The sequence below is a fragment of the Streptomyces longisporus genome (genome assembly GCF_039532765.1).
GTDB lineage: Bacteria > Actinomycetota > Actinomycetes > Streptomycetales > Streptomycetaceae > Streptomyces > Streptomyces longisporus.
This window is the reverse complement of the sequence record NZ_BAAASG010000015.1, coordinates 96,247-118,312: the sequence shown is the minus strand read 5'-3', so window position 1 is coordinate 118,312 and position 22,066 is coordinate 96,247. Positions and strand designations below refer to the sequence as shown.

General features: G+C 70.6%; 20 protein-coding genes. 15 read left to right on the top strand and 5 right to left on the bottom strand.

The genetic code is table 11. The features are described from left to right. Window positions 1-16: 16 nt before the first annotated feature. From ABD355_RS31320 to ABD355_RS31305, 4 genes are all read left to right on the top strand, one after another. Window positions 17-766 carry a GntR family transcriptional regulator gene (locus ABD355_RS31320; RefSeq protein WP_344404198.1) on the top strand — a complete coding sequence of 250 codons (750 nt, stop codon included), beginning with the start codon at window positions 17-19 and terminating at the stop codon, window positions 764-766. Continuing rightward, on the top strand, window positions 763-930 hold the full coding sequence (locus tag ABD355_RS31315; protein WP_344404197.1) for a hypothetical protein: 168 nt from the start codon (window positions 763-765) through the stop codon (window positions 928-930). The genes ABD355_RS31320 and ABD355_RS31315 overlap by 4 nt, the downstream gene beginning before the upstream one ends. Continuing rightward, window positions 927-1,094 carry a hypothetical protein gene (locus ABD355_RS31310; protein WP_344404195.1) on the top strand — a complete coding sequence of 56 codons (168 nt, stop codon included), beginning with the start codon at window positions 927-929 and terminating at the stop codon, window positions 1,092-1,094. The genes ABD355_RS31315 and ABD355_RS31310 overlap by 4 nt, the downstream gene beginning before the upstream one ends. A gap of 194 nt (window positions 1,095-1,288) precedes the next feature. After that, window positions 1,289-2,449 carry a type ISP restriction/modification enzyme gene (locus ABD355_RS31305; RefSeq protein ID WP_344404194.1) on the top strand — a complete coding sequence of 387 codons (1,161 nt, stop codon included), beginning with the start codon at window positions 1,289-1,291 and terminating at the stop codon, window positions 2,447-2,449. A 10-nt stretch (window positions 2,450-2,459) separates the two neighbouring features. Here ABD355_RS31305 and ABD355_RS31300 read toward each other — a convergent pair whose 3' ends face one another. Beyond that, window positions 2,460-3,173 carry a TetR/AcrR family transcriptional regulator gene (locus ABD355_RS31300; RefSeq protein WP_344404192.1) on the bottom strand — a complete coding sequence of 238 codons (714 nt, stop codon included), beginning with the start codon at window positions 3,171-3,173 and terminating at the stop codon, window positions 2,460-2,462. A 62-nt stretch (window positions 3,174-3,235) separates the two neighbouring features. On the opposite strand from ABD355_RS31300, the gene ABD355_RS31295 reads away from it, so the two are divergent. Together ABD355_RS31295 and ABD355_RS31290 are read left to right on the top strand one after the other, a co-directional pair. Beyond that, window positions 3,236-4,183, top strand: coding sequence for an ATP-binding cassette domain-containing protein (locus tag ABD355_RS31295; RefSeq protein ID WP_344404191.1), 948 nt, complete (start codon window positions 3,236-3,238; stop codon window positions 4,181-4,183). Then, entirely contained in the window at window positions 4,180-4,962 is a 783-nt protein-coding gene (locus ABD355_RS31290) for an ABC transporter permease (protein WP_344404189.1), read from the top strand. The genes ABD355_RS31295 and ABD355_RS31290 overlap by 4 nt, the downstream gene beginning before the upstream one ends. A gap of 196 nt (window positions 4,963-5,158) precedes the next feature. On the opposite strand, the gene ABD355_RS31285 is transcribed toward ABD355_RS31290, so the two are convergent. From ABD355_RS31285 to ABD355_RS31275, 3 genes are all read right to left on the bottom strand, one after another. Further along, the gene (locus ABD355_RS31285; RefSeq protein ID WP_115909075.1) at window positions 5,159-5,428 is read right to left on the bottom strand and encodes a hypothetical protein; all 270 of its coding nucleotides are present in this window, start codon (window positions 5,426-5,428) and stop codon (window positions 5,159-5,161) included. A gap of 126 nt (window positions 5,429-5,554) precedes the next feature. After that, window positions 5,555-6,376 carry an anti-sigma factor gene (locus tag ABD355_RS31280; RefSeq protein ID WP_344404188.1) on the bottom strand — a complete coding sequence of 274 codons (822 nt, stop codon included), beginning with the start codon at window positions 6,374-6,376 and terminating at the stop codon, window positions 5,555-5,557. Further along, complete coding sequence (locus ABD355_RS31275; protein ID WP_266953822.1) at window positions 6,373-6,915, bottom strand: sigma-70 family RNA polymerase sigma factor; 543 nt, start codon at window positions 6,913-6,915, stop codon at window positions 6,373-6,375. The genes ABD355_RS31280 and ABD355_RS31275 overlap by 4 nt, the downstream gene beginning before the upstream one ends. 250 nt (window positions 6,916-7,165) lie before the next feature. On the opposite strand from ABD355_RS31275, the gene ABD355_RS31270 reads away from it, so the two are divergent. The 4 genes from ABD355_RS31270 to ABD355_RS31255 all read left to right on the top strand — a co-directional run bounded on the left by ABD355_RS31270 (window position 7,166) and on the right by ABD355_RS31255 (window position 13,626). After that, on the top strand, window positions 7,166-8,698 hold the full coding sequence (locus ABD355_RS31270; protein ID WP_344404187.1) for a DUF4331 domain-containing protein: 1,533 nt from the start codon (window positions 7,166-7,168) through the stop codon (window positions 8,696-8,698). Between the two features lie 90 nt (window positions 8,699-8,788). Continuing rightward, complete coding sequence (locus tag ABD355_RS31265; RefSeq protein ID WP_344404186.1) at window positions 8,789-10,270, top strand: tetratricopeptide repeat protein; 1,482 nt, start codon at window positions 8,789-8,791, stop codon at window positions 10,268-10,270. Next, window positions 10,267-11,964 (top strand): urease accessory protein UreH domain-containing protein, encoded by a 1,698-nt coding sequence (locus ABD355_RS31260; protein ID WP_344404185.1) that lies wholly within the window; start codon window positions 10,267-10,269, stop codon window positions 11,962-11,964. The genes ABD355_RS31265 and ABD355_RS31260 overlap by 4 nt, the downstream gene beginning before the upstream one ends. A 63-nt stretch (window positions 11,965-12,027) precedes the next feature. After that, window positions 12,028-13,626 carry a serine/threonine-protein kinase gene (locus ABD355_RS31255; protein ID WP_344404184.1) on the top strand — a complete coding sequence of 533 codons (1,599 nt, stop codon included), beginning with the start codon at window positions 12,028-12,030 and terminating at the stop codon, window positions 13,624-13,626. On the opposite strand, the gene ABD355_RS31250 is transcribed toward ABD355_RS31255, so the two are convergent. Continuing rightward, window positions 13,627-14,433 carry an SGNH/GDSL hydrolase family protein gene (locus ABD355_RS31250; RefSeq protein WP_344404183.1) on the bottom strand — a complete coding sequence of 269 codons (807 nt, stop codon included), beginning with the start codon at window positions 14,431-14,433 and terminating at the stop codon, window positions 13,627-13,629. Between the two features lie 378 nt (window positions 14,434-14,811). Here ABD355_RS31250 and ABD355_RS31245 point away from each other — a divergent pair, with 378 nt between their 5' ends. The 5 genes from ABD355_RS31245 (at window position 14,812) to ABD355_RS31225 (ending at window position 22,053) form a co-directional block, all read left to right on the top strand. After that, a complete protein-coding gene (locus tag ABD355_RS31245; RefSeq protein ID WP_344404181.1) occupies window positions 14,812-15,246 on the top strand; it encodes a hypothetical protein in 435 nt (144 codons plus the stop codon). 346 nt (window positions 15,247-15,592) lie between these two features. Next, on the top strand, window positions 15,593-16,414 hold the full coding sequence (locus ABD355_RS31240; RefSeq protein WP_344404180.1) for a glycosyltransferase family 2 protein: 822 nt from the start codon (window positions 15,593-15,595) through the stop codon (window positions 16,412-16,414). Next, complete coding sequence (locus ABD355_RS31235) at window positions 16,411-17,406, top strand: glycosyltransferase family 2 protein (RefSeq protein ID WP_344404179.1); 996 nt, start codon at window positions 16,411-16,413, stop codon at window positions 17,404-17,406. Before ABD355_RS31240 ends, ABD355_RS31235 begins: the two co-directional genes overlap by 4 nt. After that, window positions 17,403-18,203, top strand: a complete 801-nt coding sequence (locus ABD355_RS31230) for a polysaccharide deacetylase family protein (RefSeq protein WP_344404177.1) — start codon at window positions 17,403-17,405, stop codon at window positions 18,201-18,203. Before ABD355_RS31235 ends, ABD355_RS31230 begins: the two co-directional genes overlap by 4 nt. Next, a complete protein-coding gene (locus ABD355_RS31225) occupies window positions 18,196-22,053 on the top strand; it encodes a lipopolysaccharide biosynthesis protein (RefSeq protein ID WP_344404176.1) in 3,858 nt (1,285 codons plus the stop codon). The genes ABD355_RS31230 and ABD355_RS31225 overlap by 8 nt, the downstream gene beginning before the upstream one ends. The last annotated feature ends 13 nt before the right edge of the window (window positions 22,054-22,066 follow it).

Sequence of the window (22,066 nt, the reverse complement as noted above, 5' to 3'; positions counted from 1 at the left end):
CGGTACGGATAGGCCCGTGACCTCCTTCGCCCCGGACTCGATCGTCCTGAACCGCAAGCTGCCGCTCTGGTACCAGGTGTCGCAGTCCCTGCGCGCCTCGATACTCGGCCGCTCGCCCCAGGACCCGCTGCGGCTGCCCACCGAGGAGCAGCTGGCGGGGCACTACGGGGTGAGCGTGCTGACCATGCGGCAGGCGCTGAAGGAGCTGGAGGACGAGGGCCTGATCACGCGCCACCGCCGCCGGGGCACGTTCATCGAGCCCGACGCGCTGAGGGGTGCCCCGGTCCGGCTGCTCGGCTCGGTGGACGCGATCGTGGCCCAGCAGTCCGGGATGGTGACGGAGCTGCTGGACCACGGCAGCGCGCCCGTGCCGCCCGAACTCGCCGAGTACTTCCCGGAGAGCGGCGAGGTGGCCACGTACCACCGGCTGCGCAGCGAGGAGAAGACGGGCGAGCCGACCAACCACGCCCGCAACTACGTCCGTCCCGAACTGGCCGCCCGCTTCGACCCCGCCGACCTGGTGCGCCGGCCGATGACCAAGGTGCTGCGGGACATCGTCCGAGCGGACATCAGCCGTATCACGGACACCGTGGAGGCCCGCCTGGCCGACCCGGAGACGGCCCGTCTGCTCCAAGTCCCGCTGCTCAGCCCGATCCTGCACTACACGGGCGTGACGTACGACGGCGACGGACGCGTCCTGGACGTGGCCGTCATCCACTACCGCGGCGACCGCTTCTCCTTCACGGTGACCCTGGACGCCACATGACGACCCCACCGGAACCAGACCGCACGACCACGACGCAGGCCGGCCCACCGATCCCGCCACACACAGACACGACATACGACGACACCGGACACACCCGCGACGTGACGGCCACCCACCACCGCGGCGACCGCCTCTCCTTCACGGTGACCCTGGACGCCACATGACGACCCCACCGGAACCAGACCGCACGACCACGACGCAGGCCGACCCACCGATCCCGCCACACACAGACACGACATACGACGACACCGGACACACCCGCGACGTGACGGCCACCCACCACCGCGGCGACCGCCTCTCCTTCACGGTGACCCTGGACGCCACATGACGACCCCACCGGAACCAGACCGCACGACCACGACGCAGGCCGGCCCACCGATCCCGCCACACACAGACGCGACATACGACGGCACCGGACACACCCGCGACGTGACGGCCACCCACCACCGCGGCGACCGCCTCTCCTTCACGGTGACCCTGGAGGGCACTGGCCACGGATGCCTGTCGGCGGAAGGTCGTACGATGCCCAGCGTGACGCACGACGACGCTCCGCTGCTCGCGGACCTCATGCCGTGGTCCGTCGCACCGCCGCGGCTCGGCCGGGGGTGGCCGGCGGGCCCCGACGCCGCATCCCTCAAAGCCCGCTGGGACGCCCTGATGAAGGCCGAGGGCCCGGACCGTGAGGCCCTGTTCGAGCCGACCCGCTCGCGCACCCTGCGCTCGGCGGTCGGCCAACTGCCGGGCCAGTCGAGCGGCACGGAGAAACTGATCCACGCGTCGGGCCCCTGTCCCGAGCCGGTACGCGTCCTGCTCGCCCCCTTCGACGAACAGTGGCTGATCCCCGACCACCGCCTGATCGACACGGCCCGCCCCGAGCTGTGGCGGGTGGCGGACGAACAGCAGGTCTTCGTCGCCGAGACGGCCACGGCCGGCACCGGCCCGCACCTCCTGGCCACGTCCCACCTCCCCCTCCTGCGCCCCGGCCGCATCCGCCCCCTTTACCGCCGCCCGGGCGGCACGGAACCCAACCTGACCCCGGGCCTGCTGGACCACCTGAGCACCCGCCTCGGCCACTCCCCCACCCCGCCGGACTTCCTCGCCTGGACCCTGGCGACGATCCGCCCGGACCTGACGGTCCCGCTCACCGAGGACACCGAACTCTGGTCCAGGGGCGTGGAGTTGGGCCGCCGCATCCTCTGGCTGATGCGCCGCAACGGCGACCGCCCCAAACTCCCGGGCGGCCGCCGCCCCTACGTCCGCGCCCCACTTCCGTCCCGCCCCCTCACGATCACCTACGACCGCGACGAGGAAACCCTGCTGCTGGACGAGGGCCGCATCTCCCCGGTACCCCCGGAGGCCTGGGACTTCGAGGCGTCCGGAGTGCGGGTCCTGGAGCACTGGTTCACGACACGGACGGCAGAGGCCGAGCCCGGAACGCTGGCCGCGATCCGTCCACCGGCATGGCCGCAGACCTGGACGTCGGAGCTGCTGGAGCTGGTCACGGTATTGGCTTTGTCGGCCGAACTGCGGCCGCAGCAGGATGAGTTGACGGTGACAGCACCCATCACGGCATCCGACCTGCACAAGGCGGGGGTGCTCCCGGCCCCGGAGGCGGCGCGGAGGCCGGCCTCGGTCTTCGACCACCACGAGGAAGGCCCGGAAGGCCAGTTCGCGCTGCTGTGACGGCCAAGGCTCACGCCCGCGGCGCAAACGCATCCAACATCCGCTCCACCATAAGCTCAAAGGCCCCCTCAAGATCGATCGGCCCCGAGTCCTCGGTGAACGCGGCAGCCATCCGCGGATACTCCCCGCCGGCCAGCGCAGTGCCCAGATACGCGATCCGTACCGCGTTCTCCTCCTCCGCCGACCACGGCAACGACCGCGTCCGCTCGGCGGCAGCCAACTCCGTGGCGACATACGAGGTCACACACCCGTTCAGCATCCCGACGAGCTGCATCTTCATGCCGTAGCGCGCTTCGAGCGGATCCAGGCAGGCCAGACAGTGCTCCAGATACCGCAGTGCATTCGGGCTGAACCCGTACACCGGTGACATCAGCCGTGTCAGCCACGGATGCCGGTGCATCAGCGCCCGCGTCTGCTGGGCGACCCGGCGCATGTCGGCCCGCCAGTCCCCCGACGGCTCCCACACCTCGTGCTCGCCGCTGATGGCGTCCACCATCAGCTCGTACAGGTCCTCCTTGCGGGGGACGTAGTTGTACAGCGACATGGTCCCGCATCCCAGCTCGGCCGCGACGTGCCGCATCGACACCGCGTCCAGTCCGCCCTCGTCGGCGACCTTCACCGCCGCCGCCGCGATGTCGGCACGCGTATGGGCCGGCCTCGGCCCCCGGCCCGTCCGCTCGGGACGCGCCCAGATCACTTCGGGTACCGCCGCTCGGCCCGCCATCGATCATCACCTCACCCCCATCCTAGTTACGTACACCGTACGTAGTGCGCTATGGTCAAGCCATGACTTCTACGTACGCTGTACTTAGTGAAGGCCTGGAGAAGAGGTTCGGCGAGGTGCACGCGGTGCGCGGGCTGGATCTCGCGGTCGCCCAGGGCACGGTCTGCGGTGTCCTCGGGCCGAACGGGGCGGGCAAGACGACGGCCGTACGGCTGCTGACGACCCTGCTGCGGCCGGACGCGGGCTCGGCCCGGATCGCGGGGCACGACCTCGTCCGGGAGCCCGCAGCCGTCCGGAGCAGGATCGGCGTCACCGGGCAGTACGCGTCGGTCGACGGCGACCTCACGGGCCGCCAGAACCTGCAGCTGTTCGCGCGGCTGCACCGGGTGCGGGCGCCGGGGCAGCGCGCCGACGAGCTCCTGGAGCGGTTCGGGCTGACCGAGGCCGCCGCCCGTACGGCGTCGACGTACTCCGGCGGGATGCGCCGCCGGCTGGACCTGGCGGCGAGTCTGCTCCGCCGGCCCGAGGTGCTGTTCCTGGACGAGCCCACGACAGGGCTCGACCCGGCCAGCCGCAATCTGATCTGGACGGCCGTGCGCGAGCTCACCGCCGACGGAACGACGGTGCTGCTGACCACGCAGTACCTGGAGGAGGCCGACCGACTCGCCGACGACATCGCCCTGGTGGACCGGGGGCGGGTGGCGCACACGGGCTCACCGGCCCAGTTCAAGGCACTCATCGGGGCCTATGTCGAGGTCGTCGTCGCGGACGCGGACGTGCTGGTGAAGGCGGCCGGGGTCCTCGATCAACTCACCGGGGCCGAGCCGTCGTTCGACCGTGAACGCAACGCCGTCGGCGCGGTCACCAGGGACCGGACCCTCACCCTGCCTCGCCTGGTGCGCGAACTCGACGCGGCGGGCGTGCCGTTGCTCGACGCGAGCCTGCGGCAGCCGACGCTCGACGAGGCCTTCATCCGACTGACGACCGACACCAAGGAGCCTGCAGCATGAGCACGTTGGCGTACGACGGCCTCGCGATGGTCGGCCGGCAGCTGAGGCGGGTCCGCAACAGTCCCGGGCTGGTGATCCTCACCCAGGTGATGCCGATCAACATGCTGCTGTTCTTCGGCTACGTGTTCGGCAGCGCACTCGCGATGCCCGGCCCCGAGTACCGGTCCTTCCTGGTGCCGGGGCTGCTGGTCGCCACGGCCGCGGGCGGACTCATGACCGGCATGTTCCAGGCGGCCGCCGACTCGCACCGCGGTGTGATGGACCGCTTCCGCACGATGCCGGTGAGCCGGGCCGCCGTGCCGCTCGGACAGGCGGTGGCCGACCTCATGGTCACGGCGGTCGGGACGGTGCCCCTGCTCCTGGTCGGCCTCGCGGTGGGCTGGCGGATCGAGGGGTCCGCGCCCCGGGCCCTGGGCGCGGTGGGGCTGCTGCTTGTGTTCCGGTTCGCCTGCACCTCGATCGGGATCTTCCTCGGGCTGCTCACCCGGAGCGAGGATGCGGCCGGGCAGCTCGGTGCCTCGACGTTCGTGCTGCCGCTGCTGTCCAACGCGTACATCCCGACCGGCGGCCTGCCGGGCTGGCTGCGCACGGTCGCCGAGTGGAATCCGATCAGTGCGGTGACGACGGCCCTGCGGGACCTCTTCGGCAATGCGCCGGTGCCGGGGGAGGCCGCTTGGCCGGTGGCGCACCCGATCGCCGGGTCACTGCTGTGGTGCGCCGTGCTGATCGGGGTGTTCCTGCCGCTCGCGGTGCGGAGGTACGCGCACGGGGAGCGGTGAAGTGAGCGGTCTTGCCTCGGGGTACGGAGCGGGTGGGACGTACCGGAGGTGAGAAATCGGGGGACGTGGCCACGCCCGGGCACATGCCCGGGTGTCGCTGCATGCCGTGGGGATGACGGACGACGGGATCGCAGCGCTGCGCCGGACGACACGGTGCCCCGGGCGCGGCCTCTCGCGGAACGAGCGCCGGTCTCGCTCAGCGCCCGCCGAACAGCGAACGACGCAGTCGGCGCAGCGGTGCGAAGAGCAGCACACGGCTGATCCGGTTGCCGCTGGCGCTGCGCTCACGTGGGGTGTCACGCGCGGTCAGCTCACGCATCAGCGAGGTCGCCTCGGCCGTCTCGCGCTGTGGTACGGCCGGGCCGCCCAGCACCGAGAGATGGCGGTCGAGACGCGAACTGGTCGCGCTGCTCCCGCAGGTGATCGCAGGGACCCTGGCCCTGCTGCGCACTGTTATCTGTTCCATGTCACTCCCCACCCGTACGAGTCCACCCGGCCCGGGCAGGGTAACCCTATCGCTCCCCCGGGGCACTCGTGTATCGCGGTCACAGGATTCACCTTCCCCATAAGGGTGTTGACAACTCCTCCATGGTCACTCTCCGAATCCAACCGATTTCAGGGCGAGTTGGACAATGGGCTGGCTGGTGGGCTGTGGTGAGCCACCGTCGGGTTCGACGGTCACTGCGAGTGACGTGGCCGAACTGCTGAGGTCGGTGGCGACCAAGGGCGTGTCGCCGCCCCCGAAGAGCCCGAGGGAGCGTGGTTGCGCACCGGGGCGCATGAGCCAGAGCTGGTGCACGCGTCCGCTGGGCAGGGCGTCGTATCCGCTGAGCGTGACGATCGCCTGTCCCTCCGATGCGGAGGCGACCGCTCCGATACTTCGGCCCTGGGGGTCCTTGCGGGTGGTCGCACGCGCGTCGGGAGCTGCGAGAACGTGGGCGATCTCACGTGCCTGGGCGCGCTCGGCGTCCAGCTTGTCCTGGGTCCGGTTCGCCTGGACGGCGAACAGCGAGGCGACCACGAGGGCCGCGGCGGCCGTCGCCGTGGCGAACGGCACGAAGAAGGGGCGGCGCTCGCGCGGCGCACGGGAGCGTCCCGGCGGCGGTTGTGTGCCCCAGACGTGCGGCGGCAGCTGGGGTGTGTGCTCCCTCGCCATCGGCCCCGCCTCCTGCGGAGTGGCGCGTACGGCGGCGAGCACGCGGTCGCGCATCGCGGCCGGCGGCGGGGCGGCCGTGGACCAGGCGAGGCGGACGGCATCCTCGGACAGGGCGCGCACCTCGGCGGCGCAGCGCTCGCAGTTCTTCAGGTGCCGCTCGAAGCGGACCCGCTCGGCGGGCTCCAGCGCGTCGAGCGCATAAGGGGCCGCGAGCGAGTGCAGATCCCCGCGGCCGAGCAGTCGGGCGAGAAGACTCATGCGACACCTCCCAGGCACTTGCGCAGCTGGGTGAGTCCGTCGCGCATCCGGGTCTTGACCGTGCCCAGCGGCAGCGAGAGCCGCTCGGCCACTTCACGGTACGTGTAGCCGTCGTAGTAGGCGAGGGTGACGGACTGGCGCTGCAGGGTGGTGAGCCGGTCCAGACAGCGCCGCACCCACTCGCGTTCGAGGCCCGCCTCGACCTCCTCGGTGACCTGGTCGAAGGCGGGGTGGTGGGCCCGGCGTGCCTCGCGCTGCTCACGGTCGACGGCCGCACGGGCGCTGCGCACCCGGTCGACGGCGCGGCGGTGGGCGAGGGTGAGGATCCAGGACAGGGCGCTGCCGCGGCCGGGGTCGAACCGCGCGGCGGACCGCCAGAGTTCGAGCAGCACTTCCTGCGCCACCTCCTCCGACTGCGCGGGGTCGCGTACCACCCGGCGGACGAGCCCGAACACCGGACCGGACACCAGGCCGTACAGCTCCTCGAATGCCTTCTGGTCGCCGCCTGCCACGAGTACCAGAAGCTCGTCCGCCTCCACTCGGTCCCCCTCTCCCCGGCCGCAAGGGCCCCGTCCCGTCACACCAGGCATTCGCAACGAACGCACCTCCGGATGGGGTACGGATCAGCGCGCCCGAAACGCGGGTCGACGCCTCACCAAAGAAGTTTCACGGCTCGACTGAAACAAGATCAGGGGTTCGCTGTAAAGACGTTTGAGATTCCACCAATCCACTCCGGCGACCGCTCCGAATCAGCGTTCGTCAGGCAAGTTGGGACTGAGGACGGACGGCATGACAACTGACTCCAGGAGCGGCGCGGGACGCAGGAGCATCGCGACCCTCATAGCTGGTGCGCTGGCCGCCGGCGGGCTCGCGGCCGCCGGCGTGGCCACGCTGGAACCGGGGGCGGCCTCCGCCTCCAGTCACCGGGAGGCCCCGTTGATCTCGGGGCAGCCCCAGTACGACAACACGGACCTGTACGCGTTCGTCAGTCCGGACAAGCCGGACACCACGACGGTCATCGCGAACTTCATCCCGTTCGAGGAACCGGCGGGCGGCCCGAACTTCTACCAGTTCGGCGACGACGCCCAGTACGACATCCACATCGACAACAACGGTGACGCGCAGGATGATCTGCTGCTGCGCTACACGTTCCGCACCCAGACGAAGAACAAGAAGTCGTTCCTGTACAACACGGGCGTGGTCAGCAACCTGACCGACCCGGACCTGAACATCACGCAGACGTACAACATCGACCTGATCAAGCTGAAGGGCCAGCGGGCCGTCTCGAGGACCAGGCTCGCCGAGGACATTCCGGTGGCACCCTCGGACGTCGGCAAGGCGTCGATGCCCGACTACGGCAAGCTGCGCGACCAGGCGATCTACAAGCTCCCCAACGGTGGCCAGACCTTCGCCGGCCAGGCCGACGACCCGTTCTTCGCTGACCTGCGCGTCTTCGACCTGCTGTACGGCGGAAACCTCTCCGAGGTCGGCCGGGACACTCTCGCGGGCTACAACGTCAACTCCATCGCCCTGCAGCTGCCCACGGACATGCTCACGGAGTCCAAGAAGCAGCCGATCATCGGCGTCTGGTCGACCGTCGCGCGCAAGAACGCCCGGGGCTACTACGAGCAGGTCTCGCGCCTGGGCAACCCGCTGGTCAACGAGGTCGTCAACCCGCTGAAGGACAAGGACAAGTTCAACGCGTCCTCGCCCCGGTACGACGCGCAGTTCCTGAAGAACGTGACCAACCCGGAGCTGCCGAAGCTCATCGAGTCGATCTACAAGATCAAGGCGCCGTCGGAGCCGCGCAACGACCTCGTCGACGTGTTCCTCAAGGGCGTCAAGGGCCTCAACCAGCCGCCGTACGTGCGCCCGGCCGAGGAGCTGCGCCTGAACACCTCCATCAAGCCGGCCGCCTCCCCGAAGCGGCTGGGCGTCCTCGACGGTGACAACGCGGGCTTCCCGAACGGGCGCCGGCTCACCGACGACGTGATCGACGAGGCGCTCCAGGTGATGGAGGGCGAACTGGTCGGCTCCAAGAACGACCTGGGCGACGCGGTCGACAAGAACGACAAGGGCTTCGGCAAGTACTTCCCGTACCTGGCCAACCCGACCTCCGGTTCGCGCGGTGCGACCGCCAAGGGCGTCTCCAGCGGCAGCGACGTCAAGAGCCAGCTCGGTGACGCACTGCAGCCCGCGTCGGCCGCCGGCATGGACAACACCACGCTGATCGCGGCCTCGGCCGGTGGCGGCGCCGCCGGCATCGCGCTGATCGGCGCGGGCCTCATGTGGTGGCGCCGGATGCGGAGCCGCGCGTACTAGTCCGCACTGTTACCGGCGGACCGGGCGGCTTCTTCGGAGCGGCACCGCCCGGTCCGCGGGCTTCGGCCCATACACCGACGAGGAGAGGGCATGGCCCCGGACACTGACGACAACGAAGGCTTCGCGGAGAGCGCCGAGGATGATCGGGACTCGTCTGCAGACTCGTCCGGGCCGGTCGCGCCCACGGCCTCCACCGACGAACGAGTCGCCGCGGTCCGTCGCGTCGCTGCCGCCGGACGGCGTTGGCACATCGGGCAACTGGCCGGAACCGCCGCCCTGTTGGCTGTTGCGCTGACCGGTGGGTCCATTGCCTACGGCGCCATCCGGGACGGGAACACCACGGCCGTCTCCGCCGCGCCCGGCGCGCTGTCGCCGGCGTTGCTGAACAGCGGGGACATCGACGCGAGCATCCTCTCCCTGCAGGCCCATCTCAAGGCGCAGCCAAGGGACTTCGGGAGCTGGGCGAGTCTTGGGCTGGCGTATGTCGAGCAGGCCCGTACGAAGGGTGACCCCTCCCGTTACCCGCAGGCCGACAAGGCGCTGAAGCGTTCCCTGGCCGTGAAACCCGGCAACGAGCAGGCCATCACCGGACAGGCCGCCCTCGCCGCGGCCCGGCACGACTTCAAGGACGCCCTGGCGTACGCCGACCGGGTACTGAAGGAGAACCCCTACAGCCAAAGCGCCCTTTCCTCCCGTATCGACGCCCTCGTCGAACTCGGCCGCTACGCCGACGCGTCGAAGGCGGCCGACACCGCGGACTCGCGGCGCCCGGGCATCCCCGTCTTCACCCGGTACGCGTATGTGCACGAGCTGCGCGGGGACGTGAAGACCGCCCGCCAGGTCCTGGAACAGGCCCTGGGCACCGCGAGCACCAAGGGCGACATCTCCTACGTCGCCTTCCAGCTGGGCCAACTCGCCTGGAACCAGGGCGACTACAAGACCGCGGTCAGCTACTACGCCCGCGCCCTCGCCGCCGACGACAACTATCTGCCGGCGCTGGAGGGCCGCGCCCGCGCCGAGTACGCGAGCGGCGCCAAGGCGACCGGGCTCAGGGACATGGAGCAGCTCGTCGCCCGCTACCCGCTGCCCCAACCCCTCGTGGAACTCGGCGAGATGTACGAGGACCGCGGCGCCGCCGGTGACGAGGCGAGGGCCCGCGACCAGTACGCCCTCGTCGACGCCTGGATCGCGCTCGCCCGTGCCAACGGCGTCAACGCAGACCTCGACACCGCCCTCGCGGCGGCCGACCACGGCGACAAGGCCGCGGCCCTGCGCGCCGCCCGCGCCGAGTGGGCCCGCCGCCACACCGTGCACACCGCGGACGCCCTGGCCTGGGCGCTGCACGTGAACGGCAAGGACGCGGAGGCCCTCCCGTACGCCCGGCAGGCGACGGCCACCGGCTACCGCAACGCCTCGTTCCTCTACCACCGCGGCATGATCGAACGCGCCACCGGCCACACCAAGGACGCCGGTGACTCCCTCAAGGCGGCGCTGGAACTCAACCCCGGCTTCTCGCCGCTGGGCGCCCGTGAAGCACGCAAGGCACTCGCAGACGTGGAGGCGGCGAAGTGAACCCCCGTCGATTGCTCGCCTCCACCGGGGCCGTCCTCACGGCGGCCTGCGCGCTCGCGCTGGTACCTTCCACCGGCGCGAGCGCGCACCCCCTCGGCAACTTCACCGTCAACCGCTACGACGGCCTGGTCGCCGCTCCCGGCAAGCTCCGCGTCGACCACGTGGAGGACCTCGCCGAGATCCCGGCCACCCAGGCCAAGCCCGACATCAGGCGGCTCGGTATGGCCGAGTGGGCGAAGGAGCGGTGCGCGAAGGCGGCCGAGGGCAGCAAGGTCACCGTCGACGGACGGGCCGCCACCCTGACCGTCGGCAGCAGCAAGGCGCAGCTGCGGCCGGGGCAGGCCGGGCTGAACACCCTCCGGGTGGAGTGCCGGCTGACCGCGCCGCTCCCCAAGGGCGACACCGTGACGCTCGGCTTCCACAGCGAGGGCGCCACCTCCGGGCCCGGCTGGCGGGAGATCACCGCGCGCGGCGACCGTATGACGCTCACCTCGACGGACGTACCCAGGACGTCGGTCTCCCACGAACTCACCAGCTACCCCAAGGAGTTGCTCTCCTCCCCCGCCGACACCTCGACCGCCTCCCTGCGCGTGCGCCCCGGCGGACCGGCCCTGGTCGAGGAGCAGGACGCCCCCGGCGCCGCTGTACTGCCGCGCGGCGCCGACCGCTGGACACAGGCCCTCAACAATCTGGTCGCCCGCCGCCACCTCACCTTCGGCTTCGCCGCGCTCTCGCTGCTCATCGCGGTGGTCCTCGGCGCGATGCACGCGCTCGCCCCGGGCCACGGCAAGACCCTGATGGCCGCGACGGCAGCCGCCCGCGGCGGCCGCGCCCGCCTCAAGGACGTCATGCCCCTGGCCGCCTCGGTCACGGTCACCCACACCCTGGGCGTGGTAGCCCTCGGCCTCCTGGTCACGGCCGGCTCGGCGGCGGCCCCCTCGGTGATCACCTGGCTGGGCATCGCAAGCGGCGTGATGGTGACCTGCGCGGGCGCCACACTCGTACGCCGAGCCTGGCGCAACCGCGGCCCCGGACACACCCACCACCACGGGCACACACACGACCACGACCATCCGCACCCGCACGGCCCCGGCGGGCATACGCACCCGCACGAGACCGCCGAGCCCGAGGAACGCGCCCTGGTCCTGGTCGCCGCCCACACGGAAGCGGCCTCGACGACAGCCGAAGCCCACACCCACGCGCACTCCCCGGGCCACACACACGAGCACGACCACGACCACCCCCACAGCCACGATCACGACCACACCGCCCACCCCGACCACACTCACCCCCACCCACACACCGTCGAGCACACCCACGGCGGCTTCACCCACACCCACTCCGTCGCACCCACCCTCCGCGGCACGATCCTGCTGGGCTTCGCCGGGGGACTCGTGCCCAGTCCCTCCGCGGTCGTCGTGCTCGTCGGCGCGGCAGCGCTCGGTCAGGCATGGTTCGGGCTGCTGCTCGTCGTCGCATACGGCGTCGGGCTCGCCCTCACCCTCACCGCGGCGGGGTTCGCCGTCGTCAGGCTGGGGACCGGCATGAACCGTGTGCTGGACGGGCGCCCCCGCTGGACCACCCACCCGATGGCGGCCCTCGTCCGCAGGACCGCGCCGCTGGGCTCGGCGTTCCTCGTCGTGGCTCTCGGGGTGGGACTGGTGCTCAAGGGGGCCGCATCCGCACTCGGCTGAGCTACGTTTGTGGAGAAAACACACGGAGTGGAGAAAACACGCGGATGCGAATGGGGGACGCCCGTGTCCGAAGAATCGGGCAGTGAACGTCTGATCTCGGGCCGCTACCGCCTCCTGTCCCCCCTCGGCGAGGGCGGCATGGGAACCGTGTGGCGTGCCCGGGACGAGGTGCTGCACCGCGAGGTCGCCGTCAAGGAGGTGCGTGCGCCCGCCGGTCTGCCGGCCGCGGACGTGGAGCGGATGTACGCCCGGCTGGAGCGCGAGGCGTGGGCGGCCGCGCGGGTCGCCAACCGCAACGTCGTCACGGTGTACGACGTGGCGACGCAGGACGGCCGGCCATGGATCGTCATGGAGCTGGTCCGCGGTATCTCCCTTGCCGAACTCCTGGACGCCGAGGGCCCGTTGGATCCGGGGCGCGCCGCGCACATCGGTGCCGAGGTGCTCGCCGCGCTGCGGGCTGCGCACGAGGCCGGGGTGCTGCACCGGGATGTGAAGCCCGCCAATGTGCTGCTGTCGAACGACGACCGGGTGGTGCTCACCGACTTCGGTATCGCACAGGTCGAGGGCAGTTCGGCGCTGACGATGACCGGGGAGGTGATCGGCTCGCCGGAGTTCCTGGCGCCGGAGCGGGCGCTGGGCCGCACGCCCGGCCCGGAGTCCGACCTGTGGTCGCTCGGCGTGCTGCTGTACGCGGCGGTCGAGGGCAACTCCCCGTTCCGCCAGGACACCCCGCTCAGCACCCTGCGGGCGATCGTCGACGAGGAGCTGCCGCCGCCGCACCGGGCCGGTCCGCTGACCCCCGTCATCGAGGGGCTGCTGCGCAAGGACCCGGCCGAGCGACTGCCGGCCGACCGGGCCGAGCAGGAGCTGCGGATCGTCGCGGCGGGCGGTACGCCCCATGCGTACGGCGCGCCGGTGTCTCCGTTCGCCCCGACGGTCGCGGCGTTCCCGCAGCCTCAGTCGCCGACGCCTCCGATGCCGTATCCGGCCGGACATACGCAGCCGGCGCCGGGCCCCGCGTCGACGGCGACGGCCGCACCGCCGCCGGAGCGCAACCGCCGGGCCGGCGCCGTCCTGCTCGTCGGGGTGCTCGTCCTCGCCCTGGCCATCGCGGGGCTGACGTACGCACTGCTGAACCGCGACCACGGCGGCGGGGACAACAATGCCGACACCCCCCGTTCGGACACCGGGACCCCGTCGACGGCCACCCACAGCAGCCCGGGCGCGAGCCCGACGCCGAGCCCGAGCAGCAGCACCTCCAAGGAGGCCCCCCAGACGGTGAGCGTCACCCTGTCCGGCTCCCACACCGACTACTCCGGCACCTGTCCGCCCGCCCGGAGCGACGCGCCCGAGTTCACGGCGACCTTCACGGTCGGGAAGCTGCCGGCGGAGGTCAGTTACCGCTGGCTGTCGAAGGACGGGCAGATCATGGATCCGGGGTGGAAGACCCTGTCCTTCCCCGAGGGCGGCGGAAAGACCAAGCAGGACAAGGCGTTCGTGACGACGTACAACAGCACCGGGACCTTCCGGAACTCGATCAGTGTCGAGGTGCGCTCGCCGAAGCAGGCGACGTCCGAGTCGGTTCCGTTCTCGGTGACCTGTGTGTCGGAGACCCCGACGGGCGGGGCCTCCTCCAGTACGTCGCCGTCACCCTCCGGGTGATCAGGCCGCGCTGGTCAGGACGGGCAGATAGCCGCCCGACTGGCCGGCCGCGGTGGGGTGGTACGACTCGCCGATGTTGAACCACTCCACGCTGTGCAGCCAGGAGCTGCCGGAGCAGATCTCGTGGCCGGTGAAGGTGGTGCGGACGTCGCCGAAGGTGAAGCCGTGGTCGGCGGCGACCTTGGCGGTGGCGGTGTCCAGGTAGTCGGCCGCGTCGTTGATGGCCTTCCGCTTGGTCTCGGAGAGGCCGAGGCAGGTGGTGCCGAGCTGGTAGAAGCGGGGGTAGCCGAGGACGACGACGTGGGCGTTCGGGGCCTTGGCGGTGATCGCCGAGTAGACGTTGTTCAGCTGCCCGGGGAGCGTCGAGTCGACGTACGCCTTCGCGGTGTTGATCCGGGACAGGCAGGCGCTGTCGGACTGGAGCACACAGGTCGTCATGACGTCGGAGAAGCCTGCGTCGTTGCCGCCGATGGTGATGGAGACCAGGCCGGTGGCGGCGCTGAGCGGGCCCAGCTGACCTGACAGAACATCACCCGTACGGGCGCCGGAGCAAGCGGTGAAGTCGAACGTCGAGGGTGAGTGGGCGGCGGCCCAGAGGTAGGGGTAGGCCTTGGTGCTGCGCTTGCAGTCGCCGCTGGCGCTGATGTAGCTGCCGGTGCCGACCCCGGAGGAGTAGGAGTCGCCGAGGGCCACATAGCCGGTGACTGCGGCCTGCCCGGACGCCTGCGCCGCCGTGGCCCCGGTGAGGGCCGTGCCGGCGGCGAGGAGGATCGAGCTCACGAAAACGGCAATTCGGGAACGTCTCATGGAACCTCCCTTTAGCAGGATCTCTGCCATAACCGTCGTACCAATGACACGTGTCGATGGGAAGTGTTCATGTCAAGACTTTTCCGCCCCTGACGGGTCATCACCGTCACTTCACGGCATGTTTGATTACGTGCCCATGGCCAGATCCGGGCCGGTGCCGGACGCGGGCGCCGCACAAGCTCCTGAAGGTGGTGCCGTAGCACCGGCGCGAGGGACACGCTCGGCCTGAACCACGGTTCCCCGGGGCGGTCGGCGCCTCCGGGGGCTTGTTCAGGCCTGTACAAGAAGCGCCATGGGCCCTTCGGCACCTTGACGCCCCCTCTTGGGCTGCGCGACATTGAAGCCCGGCATCCGGCGCGCTGGGGGGCAAAGTCGCCAATGCAGACCATTCGTATCAAGAGACTCGGCAAAAGACCTTCGGCAGACGGCAGTTCGTCGACCGACGGCGCCGAGCGGGCGCGACCAGGACCGGGGAGGGACCTGTCGCCACTGCTCGCGGGCGCCGCGACGGCCGTCGGGGGATTCGGCGCGCTGCTGGCGCTGGTCGACTCGGGCTCGCCGCTGCGCGGGCCGCTCACCCTGTTTTTTCTGCTCGCCGCGCCCGCCACGGCCATCGGGGCCGCGCTGCGCGGACTGGAGCCCTTCGGCCGCGCACTCGCCGCCGTCGCGGGCGCAATCGTTCTCAACATGCTGGTCGCACAAGGCATGTTGGCCGTTCACCGGTGGTCGGTGCGCGGCGGAATCATCGCAATGACCGTGATCAGTTTCCTACTTCTTCTAAGTTGTGTAACGGTCAAACCAACAAAAAGGTGAGGCCTCGTTCCAGCTCTTGCCATACGGGTTCATTCGTCAATACCGTCGTACATCTCACCCGCATCGGTCCATCATCGAGCGGCCCAGGGGAGGGCTCAGGACCGCGATGGTTCCCGGCGTGGGGCGCGGTAGGGGGGTGCCGTGCTCGGTGACCGCACTTGTGACCGGGTCGTGCCGCGCGACCGGCTGCCGTTCCACGGCAGACGGCAAGCTTTGCCAGCTCGCCATCGGCGTGCACGGAGATCCATTTCGTCATTGCCACAGGCGTGAAACCCCCCTTTCGAACCGGACACACAACCGGGCCGCCCAGGGGCGGGCGGTCCACCGGACGAGAGGGACCAGACTCATGAGTTCTGTTCTGCGGCCGGCGGCCACGGGCCAAGGCCCGTCACTTGCCGGCCAATACCGGCCGATCTCCTCTCACCTGGCCATCGCGCCGCCGGTGAGTGTGGTGATTCCCGCCATGAACGAGGCGGAGAATCTCCCGTACGTGTTCAAGACACTTCCGGACTGGATACACGAAGTCGTCCTGGTGGACGGCAATTCCACGGACGACACCGTCGAAGTGGCCCGCGGCCTGTGGCCGAACGTCAAGGTCGTCGAGCAGCAGGGCAAGGGCAAGGGGGATGCCCTGATCACGGGGTTCGAGGCGTGCACCGGCGACATCATCGTGATGGTCGACGCGGACGGCTCGGCCGACGGCAACGAGATCGTGTCGTACGTGTCCGCCCTGGTCTCCGGCGCGGACTTCGCCAAGGGTTCGCGCTTCGCCAACGGCGGCGGCACCGACGACATGACGTTCATCCGCAAGCTCGGCAACTGGGCGCTGTGCACCATCGTCAACCGCAAGTTCGGCGCCCGCTACACCGATCTCTGCTACGGCTACAACGCGTTCTGGCGGCACTGCCTGGACAAGATCTCCCTGGACTGCACGGGCTTCGAGATCGAGACCCTGATCAACATCCGGGTGGTCAAGGCGGGGCTCAAGGTGCAGGAGATCCCGAGTCACGAGTACCTCCGCATCCACGGCGCGAGCAATCTGCGGGCCGTGCGGGACGGGTTCCGGGTGCTCAAGGTGATCCTCAAGGAGCGCTCGAACCGGCGCGAGCTGCGCTCCCAGGAACGCCACTCCCCGATGGTCGACTCGGTGCGGGGAGAGGTGTCTTGAGCGATCTCGACATCTCCGTCGTGATCTGCGTCTACACCGAGGACCGCTGGGAGGACATCCTCGCGGCGGTCTCCTCGGTGCGTGCGCAGTCCCGGCCCGCGCTGGAGACCCTGCTGGTCGTCGACCACAACCCCACTCTGCTGGACCGGCTCGCCAAGGAGTACAAGGACTGCAAGGAGACCGGTGAGGTCCGTGTGCTCGCCAACGCGGGCCCCCGCGGGCTGTCCGCCGGCCGCAACACCGGTATCGCGGCCGCGCGGGGCGAGGTGATCGCGTTCCTCGACGACGACGCCGTGGCCGAGCGGGAGTGGCTGCGGCGTTTCGCCGAGGGGTACGCGGATCCGCGAGTGATGGCCGTCGGCGGCCGTACGATGCCGATCTGGGCCTCGGGCCGCCGTCCTGCCTGGTTCCCGGAGGAGTTCGACTGGGTGGTGGGCTGTACGTACCGGGGGCTGCCGCCGGGTCTGGTGCGGGTGCGCAACGTCCTGGGCGGCAACGCCTCGTTCCGCCGTACGGCCTTCGACGCCGCGGGCGGCTTCGCGACCGGTATCGGGCGCGACGGCGACAAGCGCCCGCTGGGCTGCGAGGAGACGGAGCTGTGCATCCGGCTGACCCGCGCCAGGCCGGACGCGATCCTGCTGATCGACGACCGTGCGGTGATCCATCACCGGGTGCCCGAGGCGCGTGAGCACTTCGGATACTTCCGCACGCGCGCGTACGCCGAGGGCCTGTCCAAGGCGCTGGTGGCGCGAAGTGTGGGGGCGGACAAGGGACTTGAGTCCGAGCGCCGGTACACCACCCGGGTGCTGCCGGCCGGTGTGGTACGCGGCCTGCGGGACGCCGTGCTGGCCCGGCCGGGCGGTGCGGGGCGGGCGGGTGCGATCGTCGCCGGGGTGCTGACGGCGGCGGGTGGGTACGTGGTGGGCAGCGTCCGGGCCCGCAAGGGCGGTGCCGCGTTCTCCGTGGTCGGGATCGAGGGGGGATCTCAGTGAGCGAAGCGCCCGTACCGGTTCTCATGTACCACTCGGTCGCCGCCGCGCCGAACGACGCCACGCGCGCGCTGTCGGTGGCACCCGAGGCGTTCGCCGAACAGATGGCGATGATCGGCGACCTGGGCCTCACCCCGGTCAACACCGCTGCCTTGGCGGCGAGTTGGCGGTCCGGCCGCTCGCTTCCGCCGTGTCCGGTGCTGATCACCTTCGACGACGGCTACGAGGGCGTGCACCGGCACGCGCTGCCGGTGCTCGCCAAGCACGGCTTCGCGTCCACGCTGTTCGTCTCCACCGGCTGGATCAAGGGCGCGCACGACACCGGGGGCGGCCTCGACACGATGCTGGACTGGGAGCAGGTGCGTGAACTGGCCGCCGCGGACGTCGAGATCGGCGGCCACAGCCACACCCACCCGCAACTGGACCAACTCGACGACGAGTCGCTGCGGCACGAGCTGATCCACTGCAAGGAGATCGTCGCCGACGAACTGGGCACCGTCCCTGCCTCCTTCGCCTACCCCTACGGCTACTCCAGCCGCCGGGTGCGCGAGGCGGTCCGCGAGACGGGGTACACCCAGGCGCTCGCCGTCGGCAACGGCCTCGCGCGCCGCCGGCAGGGGCCGTACGCCCTTCAGCGTGTGACCGTGCGCCGCAGCACGGGCATCGAGGAGTTCGAGCGGCTGGTCGAGGGCCGTTCGATCGCCCGCACCTTCGCCGGGGACCGTGCCCTCACCAAGGGGTACGCCCTGGTCCGCAGAGCACGACAGGTCCGCCGGAAGGCCATCCGTTCCCGTGTCTGACACGACCACAACGACCGAGGCGAAGCAGCCCGCGACCGAAGCGCCCGAGCAGTCGGGGCGCCGTCTTCGGCTGCCCGGGCTGGGCAGGTCCAAGGGCGGCAGCCCGCTGTTCCGCAACGCCTACGCCCTGATGCTCAACACCGGCATCTCCGCCGTGCTGGGCCTGGGCTACTGGCTGATCGCCGCCCGCTACTACTCCGAGTCCGCGGTGGGCCAGGGTTCGGCCGCGATCGCCGCGATGAAACTGCTCGCCGGGCTGACGGCGGTGACGCTGACCGGCGCCCTGGCCCGCTTCATCCCGGTCGCCGGGCGCGCCACCGGGCGCCTCATCTTCCGTACGTATGCGGCGAGTTGTGTCGTCGTGTCGTTCGCGGCGGGGATCTTCCTGCTGACCCTCAGCACCTGGGGGCCGTCGTACCACTTCCTGCACGGGCCGATCAAGGGCCTCGGTTTCATCATGGCCGTGGCCTCCTGGAACCTGCTGACGCTGCAGGACGGGGTGCTGACCGGGCTGCGGAATGCGCCGTGGGTGCCGGTCGGCAACACGGTGTTCTCGGCGGTGAAGCTGGCGCTGCTGGTCGGACTCGCCGCCAGCATGCCCACGACCGGTGTGTTCGTGTCCTGGGTGCTGGCGATCGCCACCTCCGTGGTGCCGCTCGGCCTGCTGGTGTTCCGGCGGCTGGTCCCCCGGCACATCGAGGCCACCGCCGACCATGCGAAACCGCCGACGCTGAAGGAGATCGGCAGGTTCCTGGCGGGCGACTACACCGGCTCGCTGTTCTCGCTCGCGGTGGTCTATCTGATCCCGGTGATCATCGCCTCGCAGGTCAGCTCCGAGGACAACGCGTACTTCTACATCACCACGACGATCGGCGGCACGGTCAATCTGCTCGCCATCAACATGGGCGCCTCGCTGACCGTCGAGGGCTCGCACGACCCGGGCCGGCTGTCCGCCAACACCCGGGCGGCGCTCAAGCGGATGGCGCGGATCATGCTGCCGATCTGCGGGCTGCTGTTCATCGGCGCCCCGTGGATCCTCGGCGTGTTCGGCCAGGGCTATGCGCACGCGGCGACACCGCTGCTGCGCTGGTTCGCGGTCGGCGCGCTGCTCAGGGTCGTCATGGAGACGTACTTCGCGGTGCTGCGCGCGCAGAGCCGCACCGCGGGACTGGCCTGGCTGCAGGGCCTGTTGTGCGTCCTGGTGCTCGGTCTGACGCTGCTGCTGCTCCCCCGCATGGGGCTGACCGGCGCGGGCGTCGCCGAGATCTCCTCGCTCGCGGTGATCGTCGCCATCGCCGCACCCAAGCTGTACCGGACCGTCCGGGCCGCACCGGCCGATGCCGTCCCTGAGGAGACGGCGCCCGACGGGGACCTCGCCGACCTGGGGGCGAGCGAGGACCCGGCCGTCGAGAGGCCCCGCAGGCGGGGTCCTGCCTGGGCGCTGGACACGGACACCCTCGCCCTCGGCATCCACGTCGACTTCGACCACCTCGAACGCCGTCCCGACGTCCGCCCGGGCCCGGGCACCCCGCCCACCGGCACGCCCGTCGCACGCGTCGACCCCCGGCCGACCTGGGCGAAGAACCCGGAGGTCGGTCTGCCCGTCGAAGAGCGCGAACCGGGTTCCGAAGCCTCCCTGGGACCGGCCGAGACGGAGGTGGACGCGCCCTTCGAGACCGAGTTCGAGCCCGGCTTCGCCGCGGGCTTCGGCAGGGGCCTCGACAGGGGCTTCGAGGCGGGCGAGAAGGTCGTACGAGAGGCGGAGGCGTCGCTCGTACCGGAAGAGGCGCCCCTGTCAGGGTCCGAACCGCCGCAGCTGTCCTGGCGGGAGCGGCTGCAGCCCACCCGCCTCGGAGTCGTCCTCGGCTGTCTGCTGGTGGCCGCGCTGCTGCTGTACTGGGTGCCCGCGCTGCGCCTGGGCGAGGCCGACCTGGACCGGATGGGCGGGCTCGGTCTGATCTCGGTGCTGCCGCTGCCGACGCTGGTCGGGGCGGCGCTGCTGGTCGCGGTGTTCGCCTCGCTGCTGTGGCTGGGCCGTGAGCACAAGGCGCTGCTGCTGGTCACCCTGGTGGCCACCGTGGTGTCGCTGCATGCGCTGCCCGCGGTGATCGAGAGCGAGCCGCGGTTCCCGACGGCCTGGCAGCACCTGGGGTTCCTCGACTACATCGACCGCACCGGGTCCGCCGTACCGGACCTGGACGCGCGCTGGAGCTGGCCGGGCTTCTTCGCGGTGGCCGCATTCGTCACCAAGGCCTGCGGGGTCACCGACCTCACCGACCTCATCCGCTGGTGGCCGCTGACCATCCAGCTCCTGTATCTGGCCCCGATGTTCCTGCTGGTGCGCTCCCTGCGGGCGAGCTGGCGCGCCAAGTGGACCGGCATCTGGATCTTCGTGCTCAGCAGCTGGGTGGGCCAGGACTACTTCTCCCCGCAGGGCTTCACCTACCTCCTCTACCTCGCGTTCGTCGCCATCCTGCTGGTCTGGTTCCGTGAGCCGCGGGTGATCTGGACGAAGAAGCGGCCGGGTGAGGCGGAGGTCGAGCCGGCGAACCGGCGCCAGAAGGCCGTCCTGCTCGGGGTGCTGATCGGCCTGTTCATGGCGAGCGTCCCGGCCCACCAGCTCACCCCGTTCGTGATGCTGGGCGTGCTCGCGGTGCTCGTCCTGGTCGGCAGGTCCGAACTGCGCGGCCTGCCCATCCTGTTCGCCGTGGTGGTGGCGGTGTGGATCGGCTTCATGGCCGAGCCCTACTGGTCCGGCCACTTCGACGAGCTGTTCGGCGGGGTCGGCGGCGTCGGCAGCAATGTCTCCACCTCGGTCTCCGGCCGCATCCAGGGCGGCGACTCGACCCACAAGCTCGTCCTGTACGCGCGCGTGCTGCTGGCCGGCGCCGTGATGGCGTTCGCCTGCTGGGGCTGGTGGCGGCGGCGCGACCACAAGTACCGCGAGCGCTCGCTGCTGGTGCTGACGTTCGTGCCGTTCCTGGGCTTCGGCATGCAGTCCTACGGCGGCGAGATGGCCCTGCGCGTCTTCATGTTCGCGGTGCCGGGCGCGGCTCTCCTCGGCGGCCTAGCCCTGTTCCCGCGCACCGGCATCACCGCCGAGGAACGCGACAAGGACCGCGTGAGCCTCGCCCCGCTGGCCGCGCTGATGGCGGGCCTCGTCCTGATGGGCGGCTTCCTGGTGGCCCGTTGGGGCAACGAGCCGTTCGAGCGGGTCCGGCCCGGTGAGGTCGCCGCCATGGACTACGTGTACGCCCATGACAAGCCGACCGTCCGTCTGCTGTGGCTGAGCAACGACACGGTCAACGACGTGACGCCGGCGATGCCGTGGGGCGCGAGGGACATGGAGCGGGTCAACTATGTGCCCACCCTGGCGCCCGCTGACCCGGTACTGGTGTCGGGCCTGGTCAAGGCGCTCAAGGACGCGGGCCCGAACTCGTATCTGATGGTCAACGCGGGCCAGACGACCTATCTCCAGATGGACGTGGGCTACTCGGACACCTGGCAGCCCCGGCTCATCCAGAACCTGGACCAGCGGCCCGAGCTGAAGAAGGTGTACGTCAACGACGACGCCACCGTCTACGCCCTCAGGAAGCAGCCCGAGGGCAAGGTGCCGCAGCCGAATCCGGGTCCGATCGGACCGGTGATCACCTGGACGCCGTGGTCGGTCGTCGGCGCCCTGGCCGCCCTCGCGCTGATCGTGCTGCTGACGGCGCGCGAGGTGGTGCGGGTCGCGGTGCGTCCGGGCGTGCGGCAGCTGCGGTGGCTGCAGAGCAGCTTCTGGTTCTCGCTGCCGCTGCTGGCGGTGCTGCTGGCCTCGCTGGTGCAGCGGTTCCTGACGGTGAAGTGAGCTCGCGCGTCGT